Below are 22,559 nucleotides of genomic sequence, written 5' to 3' on the forward strand. Positions count from 1 at the left end.
ATGAAGAAACTATTTTTTATACTATTTGGTGTTTTGAGTTTCAATATTTCTAATGCACAGCAATTAGAGATATTAATTGAAGAAGGATTAGTAAGCAATCCTGAAATTCAAATCTTTGAATTGAAGTATCAAGTTGCGCAAGAAAAAGTAAACGAAGCAAATACACTTCCTAATACTCAAATAGGTATTGGTTATTTTGTGAGTGAGCCTGAAACACGAACAGGAGCGCAACGTTTTAAAATTTCCACTCAACAAATGCTGCCCTCATTTGGCTCAATAACAGCAAGAGAAAACTATAGAAATTCTTTGGCAGATGCTGTTTATGAAGATGTGGCTATTTCAAAAAGAAAATTAGTTGCATCCATATCGCAGTCCTATTATAATTTATATGCATTAAAAGATAAACAAACTGTATTAGATGAAAACATAGCGTTACTTAAAACCTATGAAGAATTAGCCTTAACCTCTGTTGAGACTGGTAAAGCATCAGCAGTAGATGTGTTGCGATTACAGATGAGACAAAATGAAATAGAGCAATTAAAACAAGTTTTAGAACAAGATTATTTAGGGGAACAAACCGTACTGAATAAATTATTAAATAGAGAAAAAGACATTGAAGTTTCTATTGATGATGAATTAACAATGCCTTCTGAAAGTGCACTAATTAATTCAGAAAATTTAGTCTTACATCCTGAATTATTGAAGTATGACAAGCTATACAAGTCAGTTGAGAAATCTGAATTACTGAACCAAAAGGAAAGGAATCCAATGTTAGGATTTGGATTGGATTACATCGCTGTTTCTGAAAGACCAAATATGAATTTTAGTGATAACGGAAAAGATATTGTTATGCCAATGGTTAGTGTTTCAATTCCGATTTTCAATAATGCATACAAATCGAAAACAAAACAAAACAAATTACAGCAAAATGAAATAAATGCTCAAAAGCAAGACAAACTAAATCGATTAGAAACGCTACTTGATAAAGCTGTAAAAAACAGTAATTCAGCAAGGATAAGCTATAACACACAAGTAAAGAATTTAAAACAGGCAAAAGACGCAGAAACTATTTTAGTAAAAAGCTACGAAACAGGAACGATTGATTTTAATGACGTGCTCGATATTCAAGAATTAAAATTAAAATTTCAAATCAATCAAATAGAATCTATAAGAACTTATTATTTACAATCAACAATTATTAACTATTTAACAAATTAAAATTCAATTAAAATGAAAACAGTAAAAACAATTTTAGGAGTATTAGTATTAGGATTAATGCTTTCGGTAGTATCATGTAAAGATGCTAAAAAAGAGGAAGTAACTACTAAAACTGAAAAGGTAGAAAAGAAAGAACACGATTCTGCGTATCTATGTCCTATGCATTGTGAAGACAGTGGAAGCGATGCCGAGGGTGAATGTCCAAATTGCGGAATGGATTATGTGAAAAATGAAGATCATAACGCAAACGGTCATGAACATTAATTAATAATGTAGCAACATTTATACTGCTTTAAATATAATGTTGCTACATTCTATAAGTCATTAATAATCGTTCTGAATTTTAAAATATATAAATTATGGTAAATAGACACACCGCATTAAAAATTAGAAAAACACACCGTTATTTAGGTTTGTTTATAGGAATTCAATTTCTGTTTTGGACTATTAGTGGTTTATATTTTAGTTGGACAGATATTGATGATATTCACGGAGACCATTTTAAAAATTTGGAATATCAACCTAAAGCATTTAACGACCTCATTAGTCCTTCAGAGCTTAATGTTTCAAAAGGTGTCAATATTATTGAATTGAGAGACATTAATAATTTGCCATACTATTGGATTAATAATGAACAATTATACAGTGCCATCGATGGGGATTTAAAAATTAATATTACAAAAGACGAAGCTTTGTATATAGCAAAACTCAATATAAAAAATGACTTAGAGGTAGAATCTATAGAGCTGATTAATGAAACAGGAAAACATCATGAGTATAGAGAAAAACTGTTGCCTGCATTTGTGATTTCTTATGAATCTGATGAAGCTCTTAAAGCCTATATATCAATTAAAGATGGAAAGTTTCAAACAGTAAGACATCGCGATTGGCGTTGGTTTGATTTTTTATGGATGACACATACAATGGATTATGAAGGAAGGGATGACTTTAATACAATAGTACTAAGAGTCTTTTCCCTATTAGGTTTAATTACTGTATTAAGTGGGTTTTTACTATGGTTTACATCATCACCTTCTGTTAGAAAATTATTAAAACGAAATAAAAAATAAGAGATGAAAAAGATTTTAATTTATATCGGAATATTATCTGTTGGGCTACTTTTAGGTTGGTTGCTTTTTGGCGGATCATCTAATGAAGCAGTAGAACACAATCATTCTGAAACAGCGGAGACTAATCAAATGTGGACGTGTTCTATGCATCCTCAAATCATGCAACCTGAAGCTGGTGATTGTCCTATTTGCGGAATGGATTTAATACCTGCCAAAACTAGCGCAGAGGGATTAAATGCAAATGAATTTAAGCTAACGAAAAACGCTATGGCTTTAGCCAATATACAAACGTCTCTTGTTGGTAATAATACTAGTGAAGAAGCTACAATTAAACTATCAGGAAAAATCGCAGAAAATGAAGAAGCCAATGTAGTTCAGGCGAGTTATTTTTCAGGAAGGATAGAACGCTTAAATGTAAATTCAACAGGAGAAGAGGTTAAGCAAGGTCAGTTATTAGCAACGATCTATTCACCTGAATTATTTGCAGCACAGCAAGAGTTAATTACAGCCTCTTCAATGAAAGAAACACAACCTGCATTGTATAATGCTGTAAGGAATAAATTAAAGCTTTGGAAAATTTCTGAGAGCCAAATTAATCAAATTGAAGCATCAGGAAAAGTGAAACAAAACTTTCCAATATATGCAACAGTTTCAGGAACTGTGTCAGAAAAATTGGTTGAACAAGGCGATTATGTAAAACAAGGAGAAGCCTTATTGAAAATCACAAACCTTAATAAGGTTTGGGCGCTGTTTGATGTGTATGAAAATCAGATTAAGTTATTTGAAAAAGGGCAAGATATTACGGTTACTACAAGCGCTTATCCAAATAAAAAATTCAAAAAGAAAGTGGATTTTATAGACCCTACATTTAATTCAGCGACAAGAACAGTTAAACTTCGAGTAGTCTTAAACAATAAAAACCGTGAGTTCAAAACTGGAATGTTTGTTGAAGGTAATATTGAAAACACACTATCTAACCAAGAACAGAGATTAATGATTCCTTCATCTGCAATTTTGTGGACAGGAGAGCGCTCTGTGGTTTACATAAAGACAAATCCTGATGAACCAGTTTTTGAAATGAAAGAAATTACAATTGGTAATCAATTAGGAGATCAATATGAAGTAATTGATGGACTTCAAAGTGGAGATGAAATTGTAACCAATGGAACATTTACAGTTGATGCATCTGCTCAATTACAAGGTAAAAAATCTATGATGAATAAAGGCGGTGGAAAAACCATGACAGGTCATGAAGGTCACCTTGGAATAGAAATGTCGAGTACCACAAAATATGAGCGCCTTAAAGTGCCAGTCATATTTCAAGAACAGTTAAAAATGGTTTTCAATAATTACATTAAATTAAAAGATGAATTAGTTAATGATGATACAAACAATGTAATTGAAGAAGCAAAAAACACATTAAGTAGTTTAACCAAAATAGATATGAAACTGCTGAAAGATGAAAAAGCACACACGAATTGGATGGCTTTAGAAAAGGAAATCAAATCTTCCGTTGGTTCTATTTCACATGCAACTGATATAAAAGCTCAAAGAAGTCATTTTAAGCGTTTGTCATCATATTTAATAAGTGCTGTTGAAACCTTTGGAATAAACGAAACAGTGTATAGTCAATTTTGTCCTATGGCAGATAATGACAATGGCGCATATTGGTTAAGTAGAGACGAAAAAGTAGTCAACCCATACTTTGGAGACGCGATGCTGAAATGTGGTAGTGTGAAACAAGTAATAGAATAGAAAAACCTGCAATTGCCTATGCACGTTGTAGATTGTATTTATTTTTCCTTTATCCTAAGGGAACGATAAGTACTGGTATTTTTGATTTTTTTAAGATCTTTCCAGAAACACTTCCGACAAATGCTTTGTAAAGAAAACTATGTTCATGATGACCAGCAAAAATTAGATCAACATTTAACTTCTTAGATTCCTCCATTATCATTTCGATTGTTGCTCCTTGTATTAGTAAACCTTCAGCTTTAACTCCTTTTTTATTAAGTTCATTGGATTGTTCTTGTAGTAGTTTATGTTCTTTTCTAAGTTCCGATGCACGGTTATCTCTTATGCATTGGGGACCAACTTCATAACCGACAAAATCGGGATTGGGAGCAGCAATATGTATTAACCATATTTTTGAATCGAATCGCTCAGCCAATTGAAATGCTTTATCAACTAGCAATTGTTCGTTTCTATTAAAATCGACTGTAACTAGTATATTTTTCATATTTTTTATTTTAATGGTACAACAAATGTGTATGTGTAATGGTGTTGCTTCAAACTATGCTAATACACCATGTTCTCAGTGGTTTCCTCTTTTTTATAAGTATTGGTTTTATCAGTTGTTCTTCTTCTAAAACAACAATAGCTAATCTTACATAATCATTTACAGTTTTTCTATTGACTGTGATTGAGGGCCTGTAATATTGATGTAGCCTTTCCATATAAGCTCTCTATCTTTAGTTGGACAAATACAATACATTGAGTTTTCTGTTTTTATGTAAAGATTAAAAGAATTACAACAAAATGTAATAATTGAATAAGTCTGATTAATATCATATTATACTTCTGAAATTCAAGGTATATTGCTGATTAAATCATTGTAATAATGGCATTTATAGACTATTATAAGACACTTGGAATTTCGAAAGGTGCTAGTGAAAGCGCTATAAAGAAAGCCTATCGGAAATTAGCACGTAAATACCATCCGGATTTAAATCCTAACGATAAGGTCGCTGAACAGAAGTTCAAGGAAATAAATGAAGCCAATGCGGTATTGAGTCATCCTGAAAATCGAAAAAAATATGATGAATACGGAGAACATTGGGAACATTCGGAAGAATACGAAAAAGCGAAACAACAAAAACAGTACCAAAGAAGTACAAGTAATCAACAAGGAGGTTATTCAGAGGAGGATTTTTCAGATATCTTTGGGTCTATGTTTGGTGGTGGTTCGTCGAGAACACAGGGAAAACAAGTAAAATTTAGAGGTCAAGATTTTAATGCCGAATTGCAGCTTAAACTTAAAGATGTATATACTAGTCATAAGCAAACCTTAACCGTAAACAATAAAAATATTCGTATCACAATTCCGGCAGGAGTAGAAAACGGTCAAGTTATAAAAATAAAAGGCCATGGTGGAAAAGGTATTAATGGTGGACCCAATGGTGATTTGTTTATTTCATTTTCAATAATTAATCAATCTCAATTTAAAAGAGATGGTCATAACTTATATGTTTCAGTTGATTTAGATTTATATACTGCATTGTTAGGTGGAGAACTAACAGTCAATACTTTTGAAGGGAAAGTAAAACTGACCGTAAAACCAGAAACACAAAACGGAACAAAAGTAAAACTTAAAGGGAAAGGTTTTCCCAAGTATAAAAAAGAAGGACAGTTTGGTGATTTGTATATAATCTACACTATTAAAACACCAACAAAACTATCGACAAAAGAAAAAGAATTGTTTACCGAACTCTCAAAATTGCGATAATATGGATACTACACATCTCATTTCAATTCAACAGTTTTGCACGCATTATAATGTTTCAAAAAGCTTTATCACTGCTCTACATGAATACGAGTTGATTGAAATTACAATAACCGATAATGAGGACTATTTGAAAATCAATCAGCTTAATGACGTTGAAAAAATGATACGTTTGCATTACGAATTGGATATTAACCTAGAAGGGATTGATGTGATTTATAATTTATTGAAGCAATTGGAACATCTTCAATTTGAAATCAGAACACTAAAAAATAAGTTAAATGCTTTCGAGGAGTTTTAAATCCTTAGGAAAACGTTTTTAATGGAACACAATAGCATAGAACACCACCACAATAATCAAATTTTCGGAAAGAAAGCAGAACTCTATTTTGCGATTCTATGTGGCATTTTTTTACTCATAGGTTTTTTTATTGAAAAATGGGTTGAATTGTCAGTATGGTTTCCTAAAGCGAGCTACATGATAGCTTATTTTTTTGGAGGCTATTTCATTACTGTTGAAGCAGCTAAAAAAATCATTAAAAATGGTTTTGATATCGATTTTTTAATGATTGCTGCAGCTGCAGGCGCTGCTTATATTGATAGCTGGGCTGAAGGAGCACTATTGTTATTTCTTTTTAGCTTAGGACATGCTTTAGAGCATTACGCTATGAACAAGGCTAGAAAATCTATTGAAGCTCTTAGCAAACTATCTCCTAAAACTGCACTTATAAAAAAGGATGGAAAACTTAATGAGATTGCCATAGACGACTTAAAAATTAATGATGTTATTGTTGTAAAACCTCACACAAAAATTGCTGCAGATGGTGTCATAATTAGTGGTAGCAGCAGTATAAACCAAGCGCCAATAACAGGAGAGAGTATGCCTGTTGACAAAACATGTATTGATAATGCGACTAATTTGCCAGAGTTTAATACTCTTAAAAAAAAACATATTGTCTTTACAGGAACTATTAATGGAGATAACGTTCTTGAGGTTCTAGTTCTAAAATTAAGTAAAGATTCTACTGTTTCTCGATTAATTAAAATGGTTAAAGATGTTGAAACCCAAAAATCACCTACACAACGACTAACTAAAAAATTCGAGAAGCGGTATGTTCCAATAGTAATCCTTGTCGTTTTCTTATTATGTTTTGCATATTTGTTTATTGATGAAAGTTTTAATGATAGCCTTTATAGAGCAATAACGGTTTTGGTCGCTGCAAGCCCATGTGCATTAGCAATTTCAACACCGAGTGCAGTTTTAAGTGGTATCGCTAGAGCTGCCCAAAAAGGTGTCCTCATAAAGGGAGGAAAGGCACTAGAAGATTTAGGAGAAATTACAACCATAGCATTTGATAAGACAGGCACATTAACAGAAGGAAAACCAAAACTCACACATGTAATTCCACTTAATGATTTTGATGAATTAGAGTTTATTCAATTGGTTCTTGAGGTAGAAAGTTTGAGTAATCATCCTCTTGCGAAAGCTATTTCAAAAGATATAAAAAGCCAATATAATTTAGAGTCTCTAAATAAGGCTTCTAATGTTAATGCGATTCAAGGAAAAGGAATTCACGCTACTTATTATGGTAATGATGTCTTAATAGGAAATGTAAAGTTGATGGAAGAGTCAGGTATTAAAGTCGATATACTTGTAGCCTCTAAAATGATGAGTCTGTCAGAAAATGGACATACCGTAATGATTGTAGCCTTTAAAAATGAGATTATAGGGTTAATTAGTGTTATGGATATACCTCGAAAAACTGCAGTAGCTACTTTAATTCGACTAAAAGAGATTGGTATCAAACACATGATAATGCTTACTGGTGATCATCAAAATGTTGGTCAAGCCATTGCTAAACAAATCGGACTTACAGATGCTAGAGGAGATTTATTACCTGAAGACAAAGTTTCTGCTATAAAAGAGTTGATAAAAAGAGATAAAAAAATAGCGATGGTAGGTGATGGAGTAAATGATGCACCAGCAATGGCATTAAGCACTGTGAGTATTGCAATGGGAGCAGCAGGTAGTGATGTCGCTCTAGAAACAGCTGATGTTGCCTTAATGTCTGATAAAATTGAAATCTTACCATTTGTTATAGGCTTGAGTCGAGAGTCTAAGCGTATCATAAAACAAAATATATTGATAAGTTTAGGAGTGGTGTTTCTGTTAGTTCCAGTAACTATTTTAGGGCTAACAAATATTGGATTAGCAGTTGCTTTTCATGAAGGGTCCACAATAGTCGTTGTTTTAAATGCATTACGACTACTTCGTTTTAAAATGGGTTAATAAAGTAATCAAGAAACTTTTAAAGTCAAACTGATTTATATCATTTCAAGAGCTCACTACATGAATTAAATTTACTGTATCTAGAAATAGAGAATTTTAGCTTCATGAGTACTTGTAAAGTTAAGTGCTAGCTTGTGTAGCTACTTTTGGTTCAATACTGTTTGCAAATATTTAGAACAACAAAATGATAGAATTTAGATCTCTTAATAATCTATCGATTCATTTAGATCATCTTATCAAAGGTCGTTTATGGCTTAAAGTAATTATTGGACTCCTTTTAGGGGCTGCAGTGGGAGTTCTACTTAATCCATCTACAGGATTACTTTCAGAAGTTATTAGTTTGCAAATTGCGGATTGGCTTGACTTACCAGGTCAAATTTTTATGAGGCTAGTTCAAATGATTATGATTCCATTGATATTTACATCGATCATTACAGGAATTGTAGGTAACACATCCAAAAACCTTAAAACCTTTGGCTTTCGGTTATTGTTATATTTCATTTTTACAACCACTATAGCTATCATAATAGGGCTAGTGGTAACACTTATTTTGAAACCCGGTCAATATATTTTTGAGTTAGGTGGATTTCCAAATAGTGGCGAAAGCCAAATAAATCCAGTTAAACAAACTGATCTTATTGGGAACATTCCAACTGCGATATCAAACCTTATTCCTAATAATCCGATGGAGTCCATTTTGACAGGAGAAATGTTGGGCGTAGTAATTTTCACCATTATTATTGGTGTAGCAATTACCCAACTCAATCGGCAAACAGCTGAGCCTATTATTCGTTTTTCAGAGGCCATTCAGAAAATATGTATGATTGTGGTGTCGTGGGCTATGATGCTCGTGCCTTATGCTGTATTTGGCTTAATGGCAGCATTGCTATCTAGAACAAGTGTTGAAATATTCCTTGGTTTGGGTTATTATATGGCTGTAGTAATGCTAGGTCTGATTATATTATTGACTTTCTATTTAGTGTTGGTTTCAGTAATCACTAAGAAAAATCCACTCAAATTCTTAAAAGCGATAAGAGAACCGCAACTATTGGCGTTTTCTACTGCTAGTTCAGCAGCCGTTATGCCACTTTCTATGAAAACAGCAGATGAAAAATTAGGGGTATCCTCTAACATTAGTGATTTTGTTATTCCAGTTGGAGCCACAATTAATATGGATGGGACCGCATTGTTTCAATGTGTAACAACTCTATTTATGGCACAAGCCTATGGCATTGAATTGTCTATTCTGAGCCTTCTGTTAATTACCTTTACTGTTGTGGCAGCTTCTATAGGAACACCGTCAATTCCTGGAGGTGGAGTTATTATTCTAGCATCAGTATTACAGAGCGCAGGAATTCCAATTGATGGTCTAATTATTATTATTGGCATCGATCGCATTTTGGGAATGTTTAGAACTGCGGTTAATGTGACAGGAGATTTAACAGCCTGCATAATATTTGATAAATTTTATGGAGCCAAATCAAAATTAGAATACAAGAACTGACATTTCTCATTTTACGTATGATGAGTATCTCCTATTTTTATGCTAAATAAAATTGTATGCTCACATTTAAGAACTTTAACATTGCTGACTGGTTCTCATTTTATCGAATAGTAGCAGCGCCTTTTTTGTTAGCACTTATTTGGTATGATCAGCGTTTAATTTTTACATGGCTACTACTAGTTAGTTATTTAACAGATGCTATTGATGGATTTTTAGCACGTAAACTCAAAATAACTAGTCCGAGAGGCTCTCAGTTAGATTCTTTTGGAGATCAAATAACGTTAATTGTTGGTCTCATTGGTTTGTATTTTTTTGAAATTGAATTTATTAAAACCAATTTCACTTTAATTCTTATTGTTTTTGTTCCATACATTTTACAAATGATTATCGCCTATTCGAAATATGGAAAGGCTACAGCATTTCATACGTATTTGGCAAAATTATCAGCTATTATGCAAAGCGTTTTTATTTTAGGGTCACTTTTCTTTTCTCCAGAATATTCATTATTCTACATTATGATAGGTATTGGATTGTTAGAAACTTTTGAAGAAATCACACTCATTTTTATATATGATAATTGGGCTTCAGATGTAAAAGGTATCTATTGGGCTTATAGAGATAAGAGGCGTTTAAAAAAGCAAATAAAATGAGACGGAATTAATTCTAAAATATAACACATGAAATATATATACATTGTAATCCTGGTCTTTTTGTTTTCAAATTGTAAAAACGACAATCGTCAAGACAGTAGTAATAAAATTGAAGAAATTATTAAGGTTAAACCAATGGTTGAAGATACCGTGCAGCTTATAGATCCAGATATTAAGTCTTTAGATAAATCTATTACAATTCAGTTGAAACAAAAGCAGCTTATTGAAAAAGAGGATGAAAGGGAGGATTTGCAGAAATTGATTATTGAGAAAAGGTATCTTATAGATAAGAAAGACTACACTATTAATTTTAAGTATCCATTACTTAATGAGTCGTTTAGACCTACCAACATAAATTTCAATGATTTTATTAATCACTATTATGTTAATGTAACAAAAACCGAATCAGATATTTTAGAAAATAAATTATTATGCGATAGTATAGCACTTTCAACATTTAGAGAAGAACGATTTATAGATTACAAAATTTATAATGTAAACGATCAACTTGTGAGTGTGCTTTTTTATAAAGAGAATTTTTATTCGGGTGCTATGCATCCCAGTTATTCCTTCGACTGCTTTAATTTTGAATTGAATAAAGGTGTTTTTATGACTTATGAGGACTTTTTTAATCAAGGATCTGAAGATGAATTATTGATTATAATAAATGAAAAGATAATTGAGAAAACAGGAAAAGGAGATACATATTATGACTGTTGGGAATTATCTTCAGATGATTTTTTTGAAAGTAAAAACAACTTCGTGCTAAATGATACTTATGTAGAGTTTTATTTTGATGATTGTGTCATGTGTCCATCTTATACAGGAACTTATTCTATTGAACTTTCACTAGTTGATTTATTGTCGGTTTTAAAAAAACACGATTTAAACTTCTTAATTTTTTAATAAAATTGAAACTTAAATATTAATTATGAAAACTAAAACAGGGCTATTACTTGAACTATGGCAGGAAGCCAGAACACGATTTTCAAATCAGTTAGCTAATCTTTTAGAAGAAGATTTGAAAAAGAAACTATTACCATCGCCTAATAGCATCGGTTTCCTTATACGTCATATTGGTGATGTTGAATTACTTTTTGCAAAAAATGTTTTTGGAGCAAGCCAAACGAGAGTCACAGCAAAAACAGTTATTGCTAAAAAAGACACTGGAGAATGGACTAGTCATAATGAATTGATAGATTATGTTAACCATTCATTCGAAGTACTGCAATCTATTGTCGAAAAACAAGAAGATTCAGATTGGGAAACTAATATAGAAACCAAAGAATTTGGCATTAAAACCAAAGCTGAAGCTTTTGGGAGGATTATTTCGCATACGACCTATCATGCTGGTCAGTTAGCAATTATCAATAAGTACGGTGTAATTTAATTTGAGATAATGAGATATGTATTTGCCATAGTATTAGGTCTTCATGGTTTAATTCATTTAATGGGTTTTGTTGGTGCTTTTTTTTCAACAGAAATTAATAAGCAAATATTAGGTATTTCAAAACCTATTGGATCACTTTGGTTAATCACTTTTATATTGTTTATCGTTACTGCATCACAGTTTTTAGGCAATAAAAAATGGTTTTATATGGCTTTTGTAGCTGTATTCATCTCTCAAATTTTAATTATTTTGACATGGGAAGAGGCCAAGTACGGCACTCTTGTCAATATCATTATTCTTTTAGTTAGCATTTCTGCCTTTAAAAACCATCAATTTAAAAAAATGGTTAAAAGCGAAACAAAAGTAAAGTGACTTGGATATAAAAGGAGGAGATTTCCATTGGCTAACTGTTGAAAATATAGAATATAATGTATTAAATTTTTATTAATACCCTAATTTGTTTTTGGTTGATGGTACTTCCCATTTTATCATTTCCTTTAAAAACTCATCAACCTTTTCAATAATTAGCTTTTCTGTAATATGTTCAGGATTATATAACTCTAACTCTATACTACTATTCTCAATCGGTATTTGTTCTACATAAGGAAATAGTATAAACGTATGCACATCTCCACTATACGATTGAGAAAACACCAAAGCACCACCTTGTATAAATTGATATGCTGGTATTTGATTAGTACAATCTATAAGTTCTTTTGGGAAAGAGTCAAACGTGATATTTATAGCTTCATTGGTGCCAATCCAACTGAGTTCTTGCACTTTCCAGCCGATATCGTACTGTTTACAAATGCTTTTTAAGGTATTACTTATAAGTGTTTTGGTCTTCGTTTGCCAAATCGTTTTTTTGTCTACTACAATTTTAATTGAGGCTTTATAATCATTTACGTGCTCTACTAAGTGTTGAATTTTCATTTCTAAATTGTTTTATAGTCTAATCATTTTGGTTTTTTGCTTCTTTTTTCTCATCTCGCTCTAATTTTCTAAAATAGCCACGTGTTAGAAAATTATGTTTTAAAGCTTCCATGTTTTGATTGAATTTATCAGTGCCTTCATTTATGTTTTTTAGGGTAGATTTTAAGCTATTCACTAAAGAGGTGTCCTTTACAATATAATTATAAGCACCTTCACTAGAGTTGAAGTCATCCACTACGTTGTTAATATTGTTCAAAACATTTTCAATTTCACTACTTGATGTTTCGAGATTGTTAACGACTGTTTTAAGTTTTTGACCAGAGATGGAATCATTTAGTATCATGCCTAAAACCGTATCATCATTTGTTTTTAAACTGGAGATGATTTCATTTAATTCGTTAATAGTATTAGTAGCACCTCTACTTGCCATTTTTAGATTGTTTATCGATTGCTTGAGATCTTGAGCCATAATAGTATCGTTGAGAAGTAAACCCACAGTTCCTTTTCCTTCTAGCATGGCTGTTGTAATTTTTAGTAGATCAGAGGTGAGGATTGCAGCATTTTCTGAACTTACACTTAATGTGCTTAAAATATCATCTGCCCCAATTTTGCTGTAAGATTCAATAATATCTCCATTGCCTATAACTTCGGAAAGACCCTTGCCAGGAACAATGTTTATAATCATATTACCAACTAATCCATCTGAACCAATTGTTGCGATGCCATTTTTTTTAATATGTGAAATGATTTTTTCTTCAATAGCCATGTCGACCTTAATAGTTGAATCATTAATCATTGTGATGTCTTTTACAGTTCCTATACCAATACCTGAATACCTTACATTATTACCTTTTTGTAAGCCATTTACATTTTGAAAAAAAGCACTTATCGTAAATGTTTTTTTAAACATGTTTTGACGCTGTCCTATGAGAAAAACGCCAGCTATAAAAAGAATTGTGCCAATGAGAACAAATGAACCTAATCGTAGTTTCTGTGAGTTTGAATGTTTCATAATTATTTAGTGTTTAAAAAAGGCTTTTATTTTTGGGTCTTCATGATTTGATAGTTCGTTATATGTTCCAACGGCATAATCGATACCATCAATAAGTAAAATCATTCTGTCTGAAATCACTCGTGCACAATCCACATCATGCGTAATTATTATTGATGAGGTTTTATATTTTTTCTGAACATCATGCATAAGGAAAATGATTTCTTTTGCAGTAATAGGATCCAATCCACTTGTAGGCTCATCATATAGAATTATTTTTGGTTGTAAGATGAGTGTTCTTGCTAAAGCAACACGTCGCTTCATGCCACCAGACAATTCCGAAGGCATTAAATCTATAGCATCTAATAATCCTACATTCTCTAAGGCTTTAACTACGAGAGCTTCTGTGTTGGAAGTCTTATCAAACCTTTTGTAATGACGTCGTAATGGAAATTCTAAATTCTCTCTTACTGTCATAGAATCATATAATGCACTTCCTTGAAATAGAAAGCCTATGTCAGCTCTTAGTGTATCTAAGGCATCTTGAGTCAACTTAGTGATATCTTTTTTCATCAATGAAATAGAACCATTATCTGCTTCCATTAATCCTACTAAGCATTTAATCATAACTGATTTCCCAGAGCCTGACTTACCCATAATTACTAAATTCTCTCCTTGATGAAGCTGCATGTTAAATCCGTTAAGGACATGATTGTTACCAAAACTCTTATGTAGGTTTTTAATTTCAAGAACAATATCTTGATTAGATATGTTTTTTCTATCTATCATAAATCGTAAAAAATATCAGTTACAAAGACCGCTATGAAATCAATAATAAATAACAACAAGGATGTAAATACAACAGCTGAATTTGCTGCTTTCCCAACGCCAGCTGTTCCTTTTTTACAGTAATACCCTTTAAAGCAACCAACAAGTCCAATGGCTAAGCCAAAAAAGAAAGATTTAATTGTTGCTGGCATAATATCTCCAAATTTTAATGCGTCGAATACTTGATTAAAATAGAGAACGAAGGATACATTTCCTTTTACATTTTCTACTAAAAAGGAGCCAAATAATGCAATAGCATCTCCAATTATCACTAATAATGGCAACATTAATGTCACTGCTAATACTCGTGTAACCACCAGATATTTGAAGGGATTAGTACCTGAGACTTCCATGGCATCAATTTGCTCTGTAACACGCATCGAGCCGATTTCTGCACCTAAGCCAGAGCCAATTCGACCAGCACAAACTAATGCAGTTAATATAGGTCCTATTTCTCTAACAATAGAAATACTTACCATAGATGGCATCCAAGATACAGCACCAAACTCCATAAGAGTTGGTCGTGTTTGTAGAGTTAAAACTAAACCTATAATGAAACCAGTAATACCTACAAGTAATAGAGATTTATTCCCCATGTTGTAGCATTGGTTTAGTAATTCTTTAAGCTCAAAAGGACGTTTAAATGTTTCTTTAAAAAAACGAGCAGTAAAATATGATAGCTCTCCTATTTCAATTAAGAAAACATCCAATTGCGCTTTCATTTTAGTTATATCTGGCATAATAGCTAATAAGAGTCTGATCAAATGTATTTGAATTGAGGCATTTGTAAAATGATATATATCATTTCAGTATTCTGGGATTAGAGATACTTTTAGATATTAATAAAATCAAACTATGAGAACTACAGTTCATATACAAAACCTAAAATGTTGTGGTTGTAAAAGAACTATAATCAATAGGCTTTTAGAAGTCAAGCATATTAGTGATGTAGAAGTAAATAATGAAAAGAATACAGTCTCTTTTGATTATTATACCAATCGAGATTTTGAAGCTGCTAAACATTTACTATCTAGAATAGGTTACCCTATAGTAGGAAAAGAAAATAAACTAAAGACGAAAGCACAATCTTATTTGAGTTGTGCTATTGGTAGAATTAAAAAATGAAACAATGGAAACAATGCAAGAACAAGAGCAAATTACAGCAATGCCAAGAATTGGCGACAAGGCACCTGAGTTTAAAGCCATAACAACACAAGGAGAGATTAACTTCCCTATTGATTATAAAGGAGAGTGGGTTATTCTATTTAGTCATCCAGCCGATTTCACTCCAGTATGTACAAGTGAATTTATGACCTTTGCACATCTTGAAGACAAGTTCAATAAAGCTAATTGTAAATTGGTTGGACTTTCAATTGATGGTTTATATAGTCATATTGCTTGGTTAAGAACTATTAAAGAAAAAATTAAGTTCAATGGCATGAAAAACGTTGAAGTCAAGTTTCCTTTGATTGAAGATATTACAATGGAAGTTGCTAAAAAGTACGGCATGATTCAACCAGGAGAAAGTAAAACACAAGCTGTTAGAGCTGTGTTTTTTATAGATTCAAAAGGAACGATTAGAGCTATTATTTACTATCCTTTAAGTTTAGGAAGAAATTTTGATGAAATATATCGTGCATTAATTGCCATGCAAACTTCCGATGAATTTTCTGTAGCTACTCCTGCAGATTGGAATCCAGGAGATGATGTGATTGTCTCTCCAGCAGGATCTTGTGGAGTTGCTGAAGAGCGAATGAACTCTAAAGACGAATTAAAATGCGAAGACTGGTTCTTCTGCACTAAACCTTTGGATAAAGACGAGGTTTTAGACAAAATTTTGAAAAAGACAAAACTACTTGCTGAGTGAAACGATGGGTCTTAATTATACATGCTATTGCACTATTCCTATATATCGTGTCTGTAAATGTTACTAATACAGAAACCTTGATATCTAAGGAAACAATTGATTTAAACCAAGTTTACATTCAACAAGATACTGTAAGCTTGGTTTCAATTGATACATCTATTACTATTGAGAATTATTTTCATTTTATAGATTCTATTGTCAAAACATATGATTCTATTACATCCTATAAGTTAACTGAACATATTTTAGTTCGCGCTAATTCATGGATTATAGATACACTTCAGAATACAGATTATTATCGAATGAAAGCTAGAGATTCATTTGTATACGATCAAAAAAAGATGATTATTTTGCCAAAAGGAAATTTTATAGTAATTCCTGATTCAATTCAAACTAAAAAATTATTGAGTTCATTTCATAAGACAAGAATAGACATAAATATCCCTGAATTTAAACTTCGTATTTATGAAGATACCATTCGGCTTTATGAATTTCCTGTTAGAGTAGGTAGGGATGAGAAAAAATATTTGGAGATGTCTGGTAGAGTACAGGATTTAAAAACGAAAAAAGGAGAAGGTTACATAGTTAGTCATGTGCGGAATCCGAGATACGTAAACCCTGTAAATAATCATGAGTATTTTGTAACAAGAAGAGACGATAAAAAAGTGACTAAGTTGCCACAAGTCCCTTTTATTGAAACCGAAATCAATGGTATTAGAAACGGACAATTAATTCATCCTACTACAAATCCAGTAACTTTAGGAAAAGCTTATTCTAATGGTTGTATTGGAACTAGAGAAGCCGATGCTTGGATGATTTATTATTATGCTCCAATTGGTACTAAAGTGAAAATTCGATATGATTTAAATATAGTTGATGAAGAAGGTAAAGCTTTAGTTCTAAAAGATATTTATGGATACAATAATAAAAATTAACTCTGTGAAACACTTACCTTGTGGCAGACTAAATAAACATTTACCTGTTCTCAGTATATCTATTAAACAAGCTTAATTGTAAAGACTTTCTAGCATCTTTTAACAGTTGTTCAACTTCTTCAAGTGTATTATTTCTTATGAGCGCAATTTCTCCTAATTCTAAGTGTTGGTTTGTAAACAAATCAAAGACATTATTCATATCTAAAGGCAAATTTTGTAATACCATTGCTATATGGTTTTGGATTTTTTCTTCATCTAATTTCTTGTCTAATTTTTCAGCCAAAGCTTTCTCATTATCTTCTACAAATACATGGTTTAATGTATAATTATTATGGTTGTAAGAGATATCATCTAAATCTTCAATCATAACTAAATCTCCGTCTCCATCTGTGCTAAATTTCTCTTGCATTTCATCCCATTCCCGTTTAGAGTAGTCGTCAATATTCTTAAAGAAAAAATCATTAAATTCTTCTTCCACAATGATATCCTCCAACAATTGATTAGTTCTTTTGAACAACCAGAGGTAAAAATTCTTTTCATTTTCAACATCTTCAATGTTATCGTAAATCTCAATAAATAGCTGATCAATGAAATCATCGGCTTTATACTTTCCTTTAGAAAAGTGACCTTTTATTATTGCTGTATTCAATCTTCCATTGACATACGTTCTTATTTCTGGCATTATTTTTAATACCAATTCATTAAAGGAAGCTTGATTGCCTTCCTTCTTTAATTGAATGAGATTTGAAAATGTTTTGGTCACGAAAAGACGGAACTCCTTTTTGTTTTGGTAATAAGAAATATTTGTTTGCATAATAGAAGTGCTTAAATAGTTTAATTGTAAAGTATAAAGATGCGAACTTGAGACCTGGATTGAAATGATATATATCAGTTAATAAAACTCCACCAAGCGTACCAATATCATTATGAATCCAATCAAGAAGAATTACATTTGGATAAATAGTAATTATACTATTTCAACTAATTCTGTCAGTTCATTTTCGGTTTCCATACCTGAATCCCAACAATTTAAATTATAAACAGTTGTATCTGCAATGTTTGTCAACGCTTCTTTAGTTAGAAAGGCGTGATGAGCTGTTATAAGTGCGTTTGTCATTGCATTCAATCTTAATAGAAGATCATCTTCTGGTAGGTCTTGTGAATGATCTTTAAAGAAGACTCCTTTTTTCATTTTTATAGACATCATTACCCAAAGCTCCAATCTTACCTCTTTTAAGGCCTTCGATAACATCTTCCGTTGGTTCTATTTCACATGCAACTGATATAAAAGCTCAAAGAAATCATTTTAAGCGTTTGTCATCATATTTAATAGGTGCTGTTGAAACCTTTGGAATAAACGAAACAGTGTATAGCCAATTTTGTCCTATGGCAGATAATGACAATGGCGCATATTGGTTAAGTAGAGACGAAAAAGTAGTCAACCCATACTTTGGAGACGCGATGCTGAAATGTGGTAGTGTGAAACAAGTAATAGAATAGAAGTTAAAGCGATAGAATTGTCAACTAAAAAACAAAAGCCTTGCAAATCAAAAGATTACAAGGCTTTTTGCGGAGAGTAAGGCTCCGTGACCCATTGCTTTATCCCAGTGTTTACGCGGTGTTCTATTTGTCAAAACCCAATAGGGTAACTCATAGGGTAACTCATTATGTTTTTAACTTTTTCTAAGGTAAAGATAAGAAATAGTTTTTTACTCCTAAAAAAACTAAGTTGTTTTTAATGGATTAATCACGGATAAAAATCTTCTCTGATATGCAAATTATTTAAAGTAATACTTTAACATGCTAACTGTTTACGATGGACAACAATTAGAATTCTATACTTTGATTCTTAGGATTATAGTAAAATACTACATGTTGAATGTGCTTTAATATGAGTTTAACTCCCATCAAATGCAGTATAATTTTTGTTAATTTGTAGTGCATCTAATTTAATTCCGAGGATTTTTTCAATTTTTCAATGCTTGTTAGTCTATTAGCTTAATTAATTGATACTTATTAAGTAACCATGAGATTCCCTTTTTCAGAGGGTTTTGAAAGTTTCTCTTTGGTTAAATCTAAAAGATGTTTTGATTTTAAAGCGAGTGCAAAATAATTTTAGTTATACTCAATTAGGTTTTTAGTTCGATGCTTGAACACTGTGATTTGAAATTATATTTTTTTAATGTAATTAAAGGCGATGTTATTAGTTCTGTCTACCAATTAACCTCCAGTTGTTAGTCGAAATTCACCTTTCGATATTTTTTGTGCTGTATTTGTACTATTTCTTTTGAGATACGTAAGAATAGGAGGTAGGAACTTTATGTATCCTTTATCATCATCAATGATAGAATACGTAGTAAAAGAGTAGGAGTAATTGTTGTCTGTAGAATAAATCGTAATCTAAGTGACTAAATAGCGTTTATCGATAACCAGAATAGGTTTTCTACTGAGTTTAGGGAACCTTAATTTTTTAAGATCATCTTTATCACAGAATTCAACACGTGGTGTTACTCTTAGCTTCGCTCTAAAATGATCTTTTATCTGTTGTAGCAAATCTGGACTTGAAGCGTTACTCGCGAGCTTAATTAAAATTTCATCGGTACCAACTTGATTATGTGAAATTTCAATGATGAAACTCTCTACATCTTTAAAATGATTCATTACATTTTCTATTGCTGGAGGATATAGTGTGGTCCCTTTATATTTTACCATCTGCTTTTTTCGTCCGTTTACTGGACCTAAACGCAAGGTAGTTCTGCCACATTTACAAGGTTGGTAATGCGCTCTTAGCATATCGCCAGTTTTAAATCTTACTAGAGGCATGGCTTCGATCCCTAGCGTAGTAATTGTAAGTTCACCAATAGTTCCATTACTGACAGGATGATTGTCTTCATCTAAAATTTCAACAACAATTAATTCTGGGTGATGATGCCCTCCATTTTGATATTCACATTCTGTAAAGGCGGTATGCATTTCGGTTGAAGCATAAGTAGAGTAGAGTGCAATATCCCAAGATTCAGTTATTTTTTGTCCTAGAACGTTTAAAGAAAAGTCATCGTTTCTAACAGATTCTCCTATACATATTGCCCCTTTTATTCCTGAAGAATTAATGTCAATTTTATTTGATTTAGCATACTCTATTAACTTCAATAAAAATGAAGGCACAACAATAAGATACGTTGGTTTAAACTTTAATATGGAATCCCATTGAAGCTCCATAACCCCAGCACCTACACGAATAATTCCTGCACCAAGTTGTCTGGCTCCTAAAAAATAAGCCAAACCAGCCATAAACCGTCTATCTATAGTGGTCATTAACTGTATGACATCTTGTTTTTTAACTCCTGCACACCCAAAAGAAATAGCTTCATTATAAGCTAATCTGTCTAAATCTTTATCGGTTAAGGCAATAGTTACAGGATCTCCTAAAATACCAGATGTTGTTACATAATCTATAATTTCTGTTTTAGGAACACACAGAAAATCATCATTATAAGATTGTAAATCATCCTTTGTTGTAGGTGGTATTTGTGCTAAATCTTCAAGTGTATTTATGTTAGAAATAGAAAGGTTATGAGCTTTGAATAAGCGTTGATAAAATGGAGAATTCTGATTCACATATTGTAAAACATCTCCAAGTCTTTCTTCTTGAAATGCTTTCACTTTTGCATTCGATTGTTTTTCAATATCTGGAATCATCGTTTTAGTTTTCGTTCTGATTTCTTTATATATTTTGAAATAAATTCAGCATCAGGACGTGTTGTAATTTCTTTTGTAGATGCTAAATTGAAAGCTTTTAGAGCTTGAATGTAATTTCTGTTTATATAGTAATATTCGCCTGCAAGCTTGTTTGCTTTCCAATACTGAGGGTTTAAACTTACAAGAAGTTTTAAGTCTTCATCATTTAGTTGAATGTCATTTTCAATTGCATGCTCTATTTTACGTTCTAATACTCTATAGGTTTCATAATTAAGATAGTCATCAGTTTCTAAAAAAGGATCTTTAGCGATACTAAGACTTTGATTAGAAATTGAGAACTTTGAAGGGTTTCCATCTCTGTTATTAAATACGTCATTCAAATCATACCCTACAAATTTTCCTAATTGATATGGATTAGAAGAGACCCAAAATTTTAAATCTTCAGGTTGAAAAACAATACCATGATGCGCTAATAATTGGTTAAGTGCTTTCTCATTTCCATAGCCTATGACCTTGTCACCACTACCGTTTTTGTCTCTTAAGATTGCAACAGCTTCAGTCGGATTTATCTTGTCCTCCCCTGTTAAAAGTTCTTGCATTCTATCAAATCTATATTGTGTGTGGCTTTCTATAATCGTCTTTTCATTTCTTCGATCACTTTCATAAGGATCACTTTGAAAATGATTAGAACAAATCAGCTGATTAGAGTTTTCAACTTCATATACCCCAAAGTTTTTAGGAGATACTTCAATAAGTACTGCTTTTTTATCTTTTGCACTTCCAACAAGAATAGATTCAGAAACAAAAACTTCACGTTTTGATGCAATGGCAATGGCTTCCTCAATATTAGATGCGTATTGTAGAATTTCTCTTGTTAAGATAGAGATGGGTGTTTTCGCGATTAATGGAATTTTAGATTTTCCAGCATTTATAGTAACGGTTAATCCTTGGTCATTCATACCAGAAACGACACCAATCATTCCTCCCCAAGTTACGGACATAAAATTATGACCTGTGGTTGGCTTAACGAAGGCTATAATTTTGTTTTCAGCAAAGGCATCACCAGCATAAAAGTCAAAATTGCGACCAATAAGTAGTTTGCCATCTTCGGTTTTGTTCCCCCAAGCAGCGAAAGACGTACAACCAACCAAAGCTAAATCTTGTAGGGCATGACCAATATCGTGCGCACCATGTAAATACAGCGAACGTAAATAGGGTGGAGCAATGCTATTAAAATCTGTGGATGCATATTGTGTTAGACCATAAATTTCACTTTTATATTCGTTGGTGACATGTTTGTACATCTTACGATTGAACCAAGATAGAAACTTTCTTAAGAATTTTTGTTTTCCTTCGGAAGGCACCAAATCGTTGATTTTATCAAAAAACACCCTTTCTTGTTTATACATTAAATCTTTGGTAAGAACTCCAATAGCATGTCCGCGTTCTAAAGGATCTCCTTCTACATATAATTCCCAAAGCCCTTGTTTATTTTTGGTCAAAAAATTATTCCCAGCATAAGATGTTGAATCGTTTATAACAACTTTCTCTGGAATATTAGAATTATACTTTGAAATATCTGGATGATCGTTTATAGATTTGTTTATGCCACAAGACGTCAAAAGTAATATGCTAAATAACCCAAGAATAATATGTTTTGCTGAACCTGTTTTAAGCATTTG

25 protein-coding genes are annotated in these 22,559 nt (G+C 32.1%); 16 read left to right on the forward strand and 9 right to left on the reverse strand.

What is annotated here, in order from left to right:
* From RH81_RS10855 to RH81_RS10870, 4 genes are all read left to right on the forward strand, one after another.
* Positions 1–1,218, forward strand: coding sequence for a TolC family protein (locus RH81_RS10855; protein WP_033960421.1), 1,218 nt, complete (start codon positions 1–3; stop codon positions 1,216–1,218).
* Between the two features lie 12 nt (positions 1,219–1,230).
* Complete coding sequence (locus RH81_RS10860) at positions 1,231–1,482, forward strand: heavy metal-binding domain-containing protein (RefSeq protein WP_033960354.1); 252 nt, start codon at positions 1,231–1,233, stop codon at positions 1,480–1,482.
* A gap of 95 nt (positions 1,483–1,577) precedes the next feature.
* Positions 1,578–2,288, forward strand: a complete 711-nt coding sequence (locus RH81_RS10865; protein ID WP_033960355.1) for a PepSY domain-containing protein — start codon at positions 1,578–1,580, stop codon at positions 2,286–2,288.
* 3 nt (positions 2,289–2,291) lie between these two features.
* Positions 2,292–4,043: an efflux RND transporter periplasmic adaptor subunit gene (locus RH81_RS10870; protein WP_033960356.1), complete on the forward strand. Its 1,752-nt coding sequence runs from the start codon at positions 2,292–2,294 to the stop codon at positions 4,041–4,043.
* A gap of 49 nt (positions 4,044–4,092) precedes the next feature.
* On the opposite strand, the gene RH81_RS10875 is transcribed toward RH81_RS10870, so the two are convergent.
* Positions 4,093–4,527, reverse strand: a complete 435-nt coding sequence (locus RH81_RS10875) for a universal stress protein (RefSeq protein WP_033960357.1) — start codon at positions 4,525–4,527, stop codon at positions 4,093–4,095.
* Positions 4,528–4,908: 381 nt separating this feature from the next.
* Between RH81_RS10875 and RH81_RS10880 the strand changes: the two genes are divergently transcribed.
* From RH81_RS10880 to RH81_RS10915, 8 genes are all read left to right on the forward strand, one after another.
* Complete coding sequence (locus tag RH81_RS10880) at positions 4,909–5,793, forward strand: DnaJ C-terminal domain-containing protein (RefSeq protein WP_033960359.1); 885 nt, start codon at positions 4,909–4,911, stop codon at positions 5,791–5,793.
* Position 5,794: 1 nt separating this feature from the next.
* Positions 5,795–6,091, forward strand: coding sequence for a chaperone modulator CbpM (locus RH81_RS10885; RefSeq protein ID WP_033960360.1), 297 nt, complete (start codon positions 5,795–5,797; stop codon positions 6,089–6,091).
* 21 nt (positions 6,092–6,112) lie between these two features.
* The gene (locus RH81_RS10890) at positions 6,113–8,080 is read left to right on the forward strand and encodes a heavy metal translocating P-type ATPase (protein WP_033960361.1); all 1,968 of its coding nucleotides are present in this window, start codon (positions 6,113–6,115) and stop codon (positions 8,078–8,080) included.
* A 184-nt stretch (positions 8,081–8,264) separates the two neighbouring features.
* Positions 8,265–9,584, forward strand: a complete 1,320-nt coding sequence (locus tag RH81_RS10895; RefSeq protein WP_033960362.1) for a dicarboxylate/amino acid:cation symporter — start codon at positions 8,265–8,267, stop codon at positions 9,582–9,584.
* Positions 9,585–9,640: 56 nt separating this feature from the next.
* Entirely contained in the window at positions 9,641–10,234 is a 594-nt protein-coding gene (locus tag RH81_RS10900) for a CDP-alcohol phosphatidyltransferase family protein (RefSeq protein ID WP_033960364.1), read from the forward strand.
* Between the two features lie 27 nt (positions 10,235–10,261).
* Positions 10,262–11,140 carry a DUF3298 domain-containing protein gene (locus tag RH81_RS10905; RefSeq protein WP_152604824.1) on the forward strand — a complete coding sequence of 293 codons (879 nt, stop codon included), beginning with the start codon at positions 10,262–10,264 and terminating at the stop codon, positions 11,138–11,140.
* A 25-nt stretch (positions 11,141–11,165) separates the two neighbouring features.
* On the forward strand, positions 11,166–11,624 hold the full coding sequence (locus tag RH81_RS10910) for a DinB family protein (protein WP_033960366.1): 459 nt from the start codon (positions 11,166–11,168) through the stop codon (positions 11,622–11,624).
* A 9-nt stretch (positions 11,625–11,633) separates the two neighbouring features.
* Positions 11,634–11,996 carry a hypothetical protein gene (locus RH81_RS10915; protein ID WP_033960367.1) on the forward strand — a complete coding sequence of 121 codons (363 nt, stop codon included), beginning with the start codon at positions 11,634–11,636 and terminating at the stop codon, positions 11,994–11,996.
* 72 nt (positions 11,997–12,068) lie between these two features.
* Here RH81_RS10915 and RH81_RS10920 read toward each other — a convergent pair whose 3' ends face one another.
* The 4 genes from RH81_RS10920 to RH81_RS10935 are packed head-to-tail and all read right to left on the reverse strand — an operon-like array spanning position 12,069 to position 15,116.
* Positions 12,069–12,557: a hypothetical protein gene (locus RH81_RS10920; protein ID WP_033960368.1), complete on the reverse strand. Its 489-nt coding sequence runs from the start codon at positions 12,555–12,557 to the stop codon at positions 12,069–12,071.
* 19 nt (positions 12,558–12,576) lie between these two features.
* The gene (locus RH81_RS10925) at positions 12,577–13,569 is read right to left on the reverse strand and encodes an MlaD family protein (RefSeq protein WP_033960369.1); all 993 of its coding nucleotides are present in this window, start codon (positions 13,567–13,569) and stop codon (positions 12,577–12,579) included.
* Positions 13,570–13,575: 6 nt separating this feature from the next.
* Positions 13,576–14,337, reverse strand: a complete 762-nt coding sequence (locus RH81_RS10930) for an ABC transporter ATP-binding protein (RefSeq protein ID WP_033960370.1) — start codon at positions 14,335–14,337, stop codon at positions 13,576–13,578.
* Positions 14,334–15,116, reverse strand: a complete 783-nt coding sequence (locus tag RH81_RS10935; protein ID WP_052172528.1) for an MlaE family ABC transporter permease — start codon at positions 15,114–15,116, stop codon at positions 14,334–14,336. Before RH81_RS10935 ends, RH81_RS10930 begins: the two co-directional genes overlap by 4 nt.
* A 115-nt stretch (positions 15,117–15,231) precedes the next feature.
* On the opposite strand from RH81_RS10935, the gene RH81_RS10940 reads away from it, so the two are divergent.
* From RH81_RS10940 to RH81_RS10950, 3 genes are read left to right on the forward strand one after another with little or no spacing between them, the layout of a single operon-like run.
* Positions 15,232–15,501 (forward strand): heavy-metal-associated domain-containing protein, encoded by a 270-nt coding sequence (locus tag RH81_RS10940; protein ID WP_033960371.1) that lies wholly within the window; start codon positions 15,232–15,234, stop codon positions 15,499–15,501.
* Positions 15,502–15,505: 4 nt separating this feature from the next.
* The gene (locus tag RH81_RS10945) at positions 15,506–16,243 is read left to right on the forward strand and encodes a peroxiredoxin (protein ID WP_033960423.1); all 738 of its coding nucleotides are present in this window, start codon (positions 15,506–15,508) and stop codon (positions 16,241–16,243) included.
* Positions 16,240–17,178: a L,D-transpeptidase gene (locus tag RH81_RS10950; RefSeq protein ID WP_081988294.1), complete on the forward strand. Its 939-nt coding sequence runs from the start codon at positions 16,240–16,242 to the stop codon at positions 17,176–17,178. The genes RH81_RS10945 and RH81_RS10950 overlap by 4 nt, the downstream gene beginning before the upstream one ends.
* A gap of 40 nt (positions 17,179–17,218) precedes the next feature.
* On the opposite strand, the gene RH81_RS10955 is transcribed toward RH81_RS10950, so the two are convergent.
* Both RH81_RS10955 and RH81_RS10960 read right to left on the reverse strand, forming a co-directional pair.
* Complete coding sequence (locus RH81_RS10955) at positions 17,219–17,992, reverse strand: RNA polymerase sigma factor (RefSeq protein WP_033960372.1); 774 nt, start codon at positions 17,990–17,992, stop codon at positions 17,219–17,221.
* Positions 17,993–18,145: 153 nt separating this feature from the next.
* Positions 18,146–18,430, reverse strand: a complete 285-nt coding sequence (locus RH81_RS10960) for a hypothetical protein (protein WP_033960373.1) — start codon at positions 18,428–18,430, stop codon at positions 18,146–18,148.
* 62 nt (positions 18,431–18,492) lie between these two features.
* Here RH81_RS10960 and RH81_RS16780 point away from each other — a divergent pair, with 62 nt between their 5' ends.
* Complete coding sequence (locus tag RH81_RS16780; protein ID WP_338152378.1) at positions 18,493–18,678, forward strand: hypothetical protein; 186 nt, start codon at positions 18,493–18,495, stop codon at positions 18,676–18,678.
* A 900-nt stretch (positions 18,679–19,578) separates the two neighbouring features.
* Here RH81_RS16780 and flxY read toward each other — a convergent pair.
* Together flxY and RH81_RS10970 are read right to left on the reverse strand one after the other, a co-directional pair.
* Complete coding sequence (gene flxY, locus RH81_RS10965; protein WP_033960374.1) at positions 19,579–20,877, reverse strand: flexirubin biosynthesis putative acyl-CoA ligase FlxY; 1,299 nt, start codon at positions 20,875–20,877, stop codon at positions 19,579–19,581.
* A complete protein-coding gene (locus tag RH81_RS10970) occupies positions 20,874–22,556 on the reverse strand; it encodes an acyl-CoA--6-aminopenicillanic acid acyl-transferase (protein WP_033960375.1) in 1,683 nt (560 codons plus the stop codon). The genes flxY and RH81_RS10970 overlap by 4 nt, the downstream gene beginning before the upstream one ends.
* Positions 22,557–22,559 lie beyond the last annotated feature (3 nt).

It is taken from the genome of Psychroserpens jangbogonensis (assembly GCF_000797465.1).
Lineage (GTDB): Bacteria > Bacteroidota > Bacteroidia > Flavobacteriales > Flavobacteriaceae > Psychroserpens > Psychroserpens jangbogonensis.

What these genes read in the sequence shown, in the direction of transcription:
- RH81_RS10855 (WP_033960421.1), top strand. Translation starts at nt 1, where the DNA reads ATGAAGAAACTATTTTTTATACTATTTGGTGTTTTGAGTTTCAATATT.
- RH81_RS10860 (WP_033960354.1), top strand. Translation starts at nt 1,231, where the DNA reads ATGAAAACAGTAAAAACAATTTTAGGAGTATTAGTATTAGGATTAATG.
- RH81_RS10865 (WP_033960355.1), top strand. Translation starts at nt 1,578, where the DNA reads ATGGTAAATAGACACACCGCATTAAAAATTAGAAAAACACACCGTTAT.
- RH81_RS10870 (WP_033960356.1), top strand. Translation starts at nt 2,292, where the DNA reads ATGAAAAAGATTTTAATTTATATCGGAATATTATCTGTTGGGCTACTT.
- RH81_RS10875 (WP_033960357.1), bottom strand. Translation starts at nt 4,527, where the DNA reads ATGAAAAATATACTAGTTACAGTCGATTTTAATAGAAACGAACAATTG.
- RH81_RS10880 (WP_033960359.1), top strand. Translation starts at nt 4,909, where the DNA reads ATGGCATTTATAGACTATTATAAGACACTTGGAATTTCGAAAGGTGCT.
- RH81_RS10885 (WP_033960360.1), top strand. Translation starts at nt 5,795, where the DNA reads ATGGATACTACACATCTCATTTCAATTCAACAGTTTTGCACGCATTAT.
- RH81_RS10890 (WP_033960361.1), top strand. Translation starts at nt 6,113, where the DNA reads ATGGAACACAATAGCATAGAACACCACCACAATAATCAAATTTTCGGA.
- RH81_RS10895 (WP_033960362.1), top strand. Translation starts at nt 8,265, where the DNA reads ATGATAGAATTTAGATCTCTTAATAATCTATCGATTCATTTAGATCAT.
- RH81_RS10900 (WP_033960364.1), top strand. Translation starts at nt 9,641, where the DNA reads ATGCTCACATTTAAGAACTTTAACATTGCTGACTGGTTCTCATTTTAT.
- RH81_RS10905 (WP_152604824.1), top strand. Translation starts at nt 10,262, where the DNA reads ATGAAATATATATACATTGTAATCCTGGTCTTTTTGTTTTCAAATTGT.
- RH81_RS10910 (WP_033960366.1), top strand. Translation starts at nt 11,166, where the DNA reads ATGAAAACTAAAACAGGGCTATTACTTGAACTATGGCAGGAAGCCAGA.
- RH81_RS10915 (WP_033960367.1), top strand. Translation starts at nt 11,634, where the DNA reads ATGAGATATGTATTTGCCATAGTATTAGGTCTTCATGGTTTAATTCAT.
- RH81_RS10920 (WP_033960368.1), bottom strand. Translation starts at nt 12,557, where the DNA reads ATGAAAATTCAACACTTAGTAGAGCACGTAAATGATTATAAAGCCTCA.
- RH81_RS10925 (WP_033960369.1), bottom strand. Translation starts at nt 13,569, where the DNA reads ATGAAACATTCAAACTCACAGAAACTACGATTAGGTTCATTTGTTCTC.
- RH81_RS10930 (WP_033960370.1), bottom strand. Translation starts at nt 14,337, where the DNA reads ATGATAGATAGAAAAAACATATCTAATCAAGATATTGTTCTTGAAATT.
- RH81_RS10935 (WP_052172528.1), bottom strand. Translation starts at nt 15,116, where the DNA reads ATGCCAGATATAACTAAAATGAAAGCGCAATTGGATGTTTTCTTAATT.
- RH81_RS10940 (WP_033960371.1), top strand. Translation starts at nt 15,232, where the DNA reads ATGAGAACTACAGTTCATATACAAAACCTAAAATGTTGTGGTTGTAAA.
- RH81_RS10945 (WP_033960423.1), top strand. Translation starts at nt 15,506, where the DNA reads ATGGAAACAATGCAAGAACAAGAGCAAATTACAGCAATGCCAAGAATT.
- RH81_RS10955 (WP_033960372.1), bottom strand. Translation starts at nt 17,992, where the DNA reads ATGCAAACAAATATTTCTTATTACCAAAACAAAAAGGAGTTCCGTCTT.
- RH81_RS10960 (WP_033960373.1), bottom strand. Translation starts at nt 18,430, where the DNA reads ATGTTATCGAAGGCCTTAAAAGAGGTAAGATTGGAGCTTTGGGTAATG.
- flxY (WP_033960374.1), bottom strand. Translation starts at nt 20,877, where the DNA reads ATGATTCCAGATATTGAAAAACAATCGAATGCAAAAGTGAAAGCATTT.
- RH81_RS10970 (WP_033960375.1), bottom strand. Translation starts at nt 22,556, where the DNA reads ATGCTTAAAACAGGTTCAGCAAAACATATTATTCTTGGGTTATTTAGC.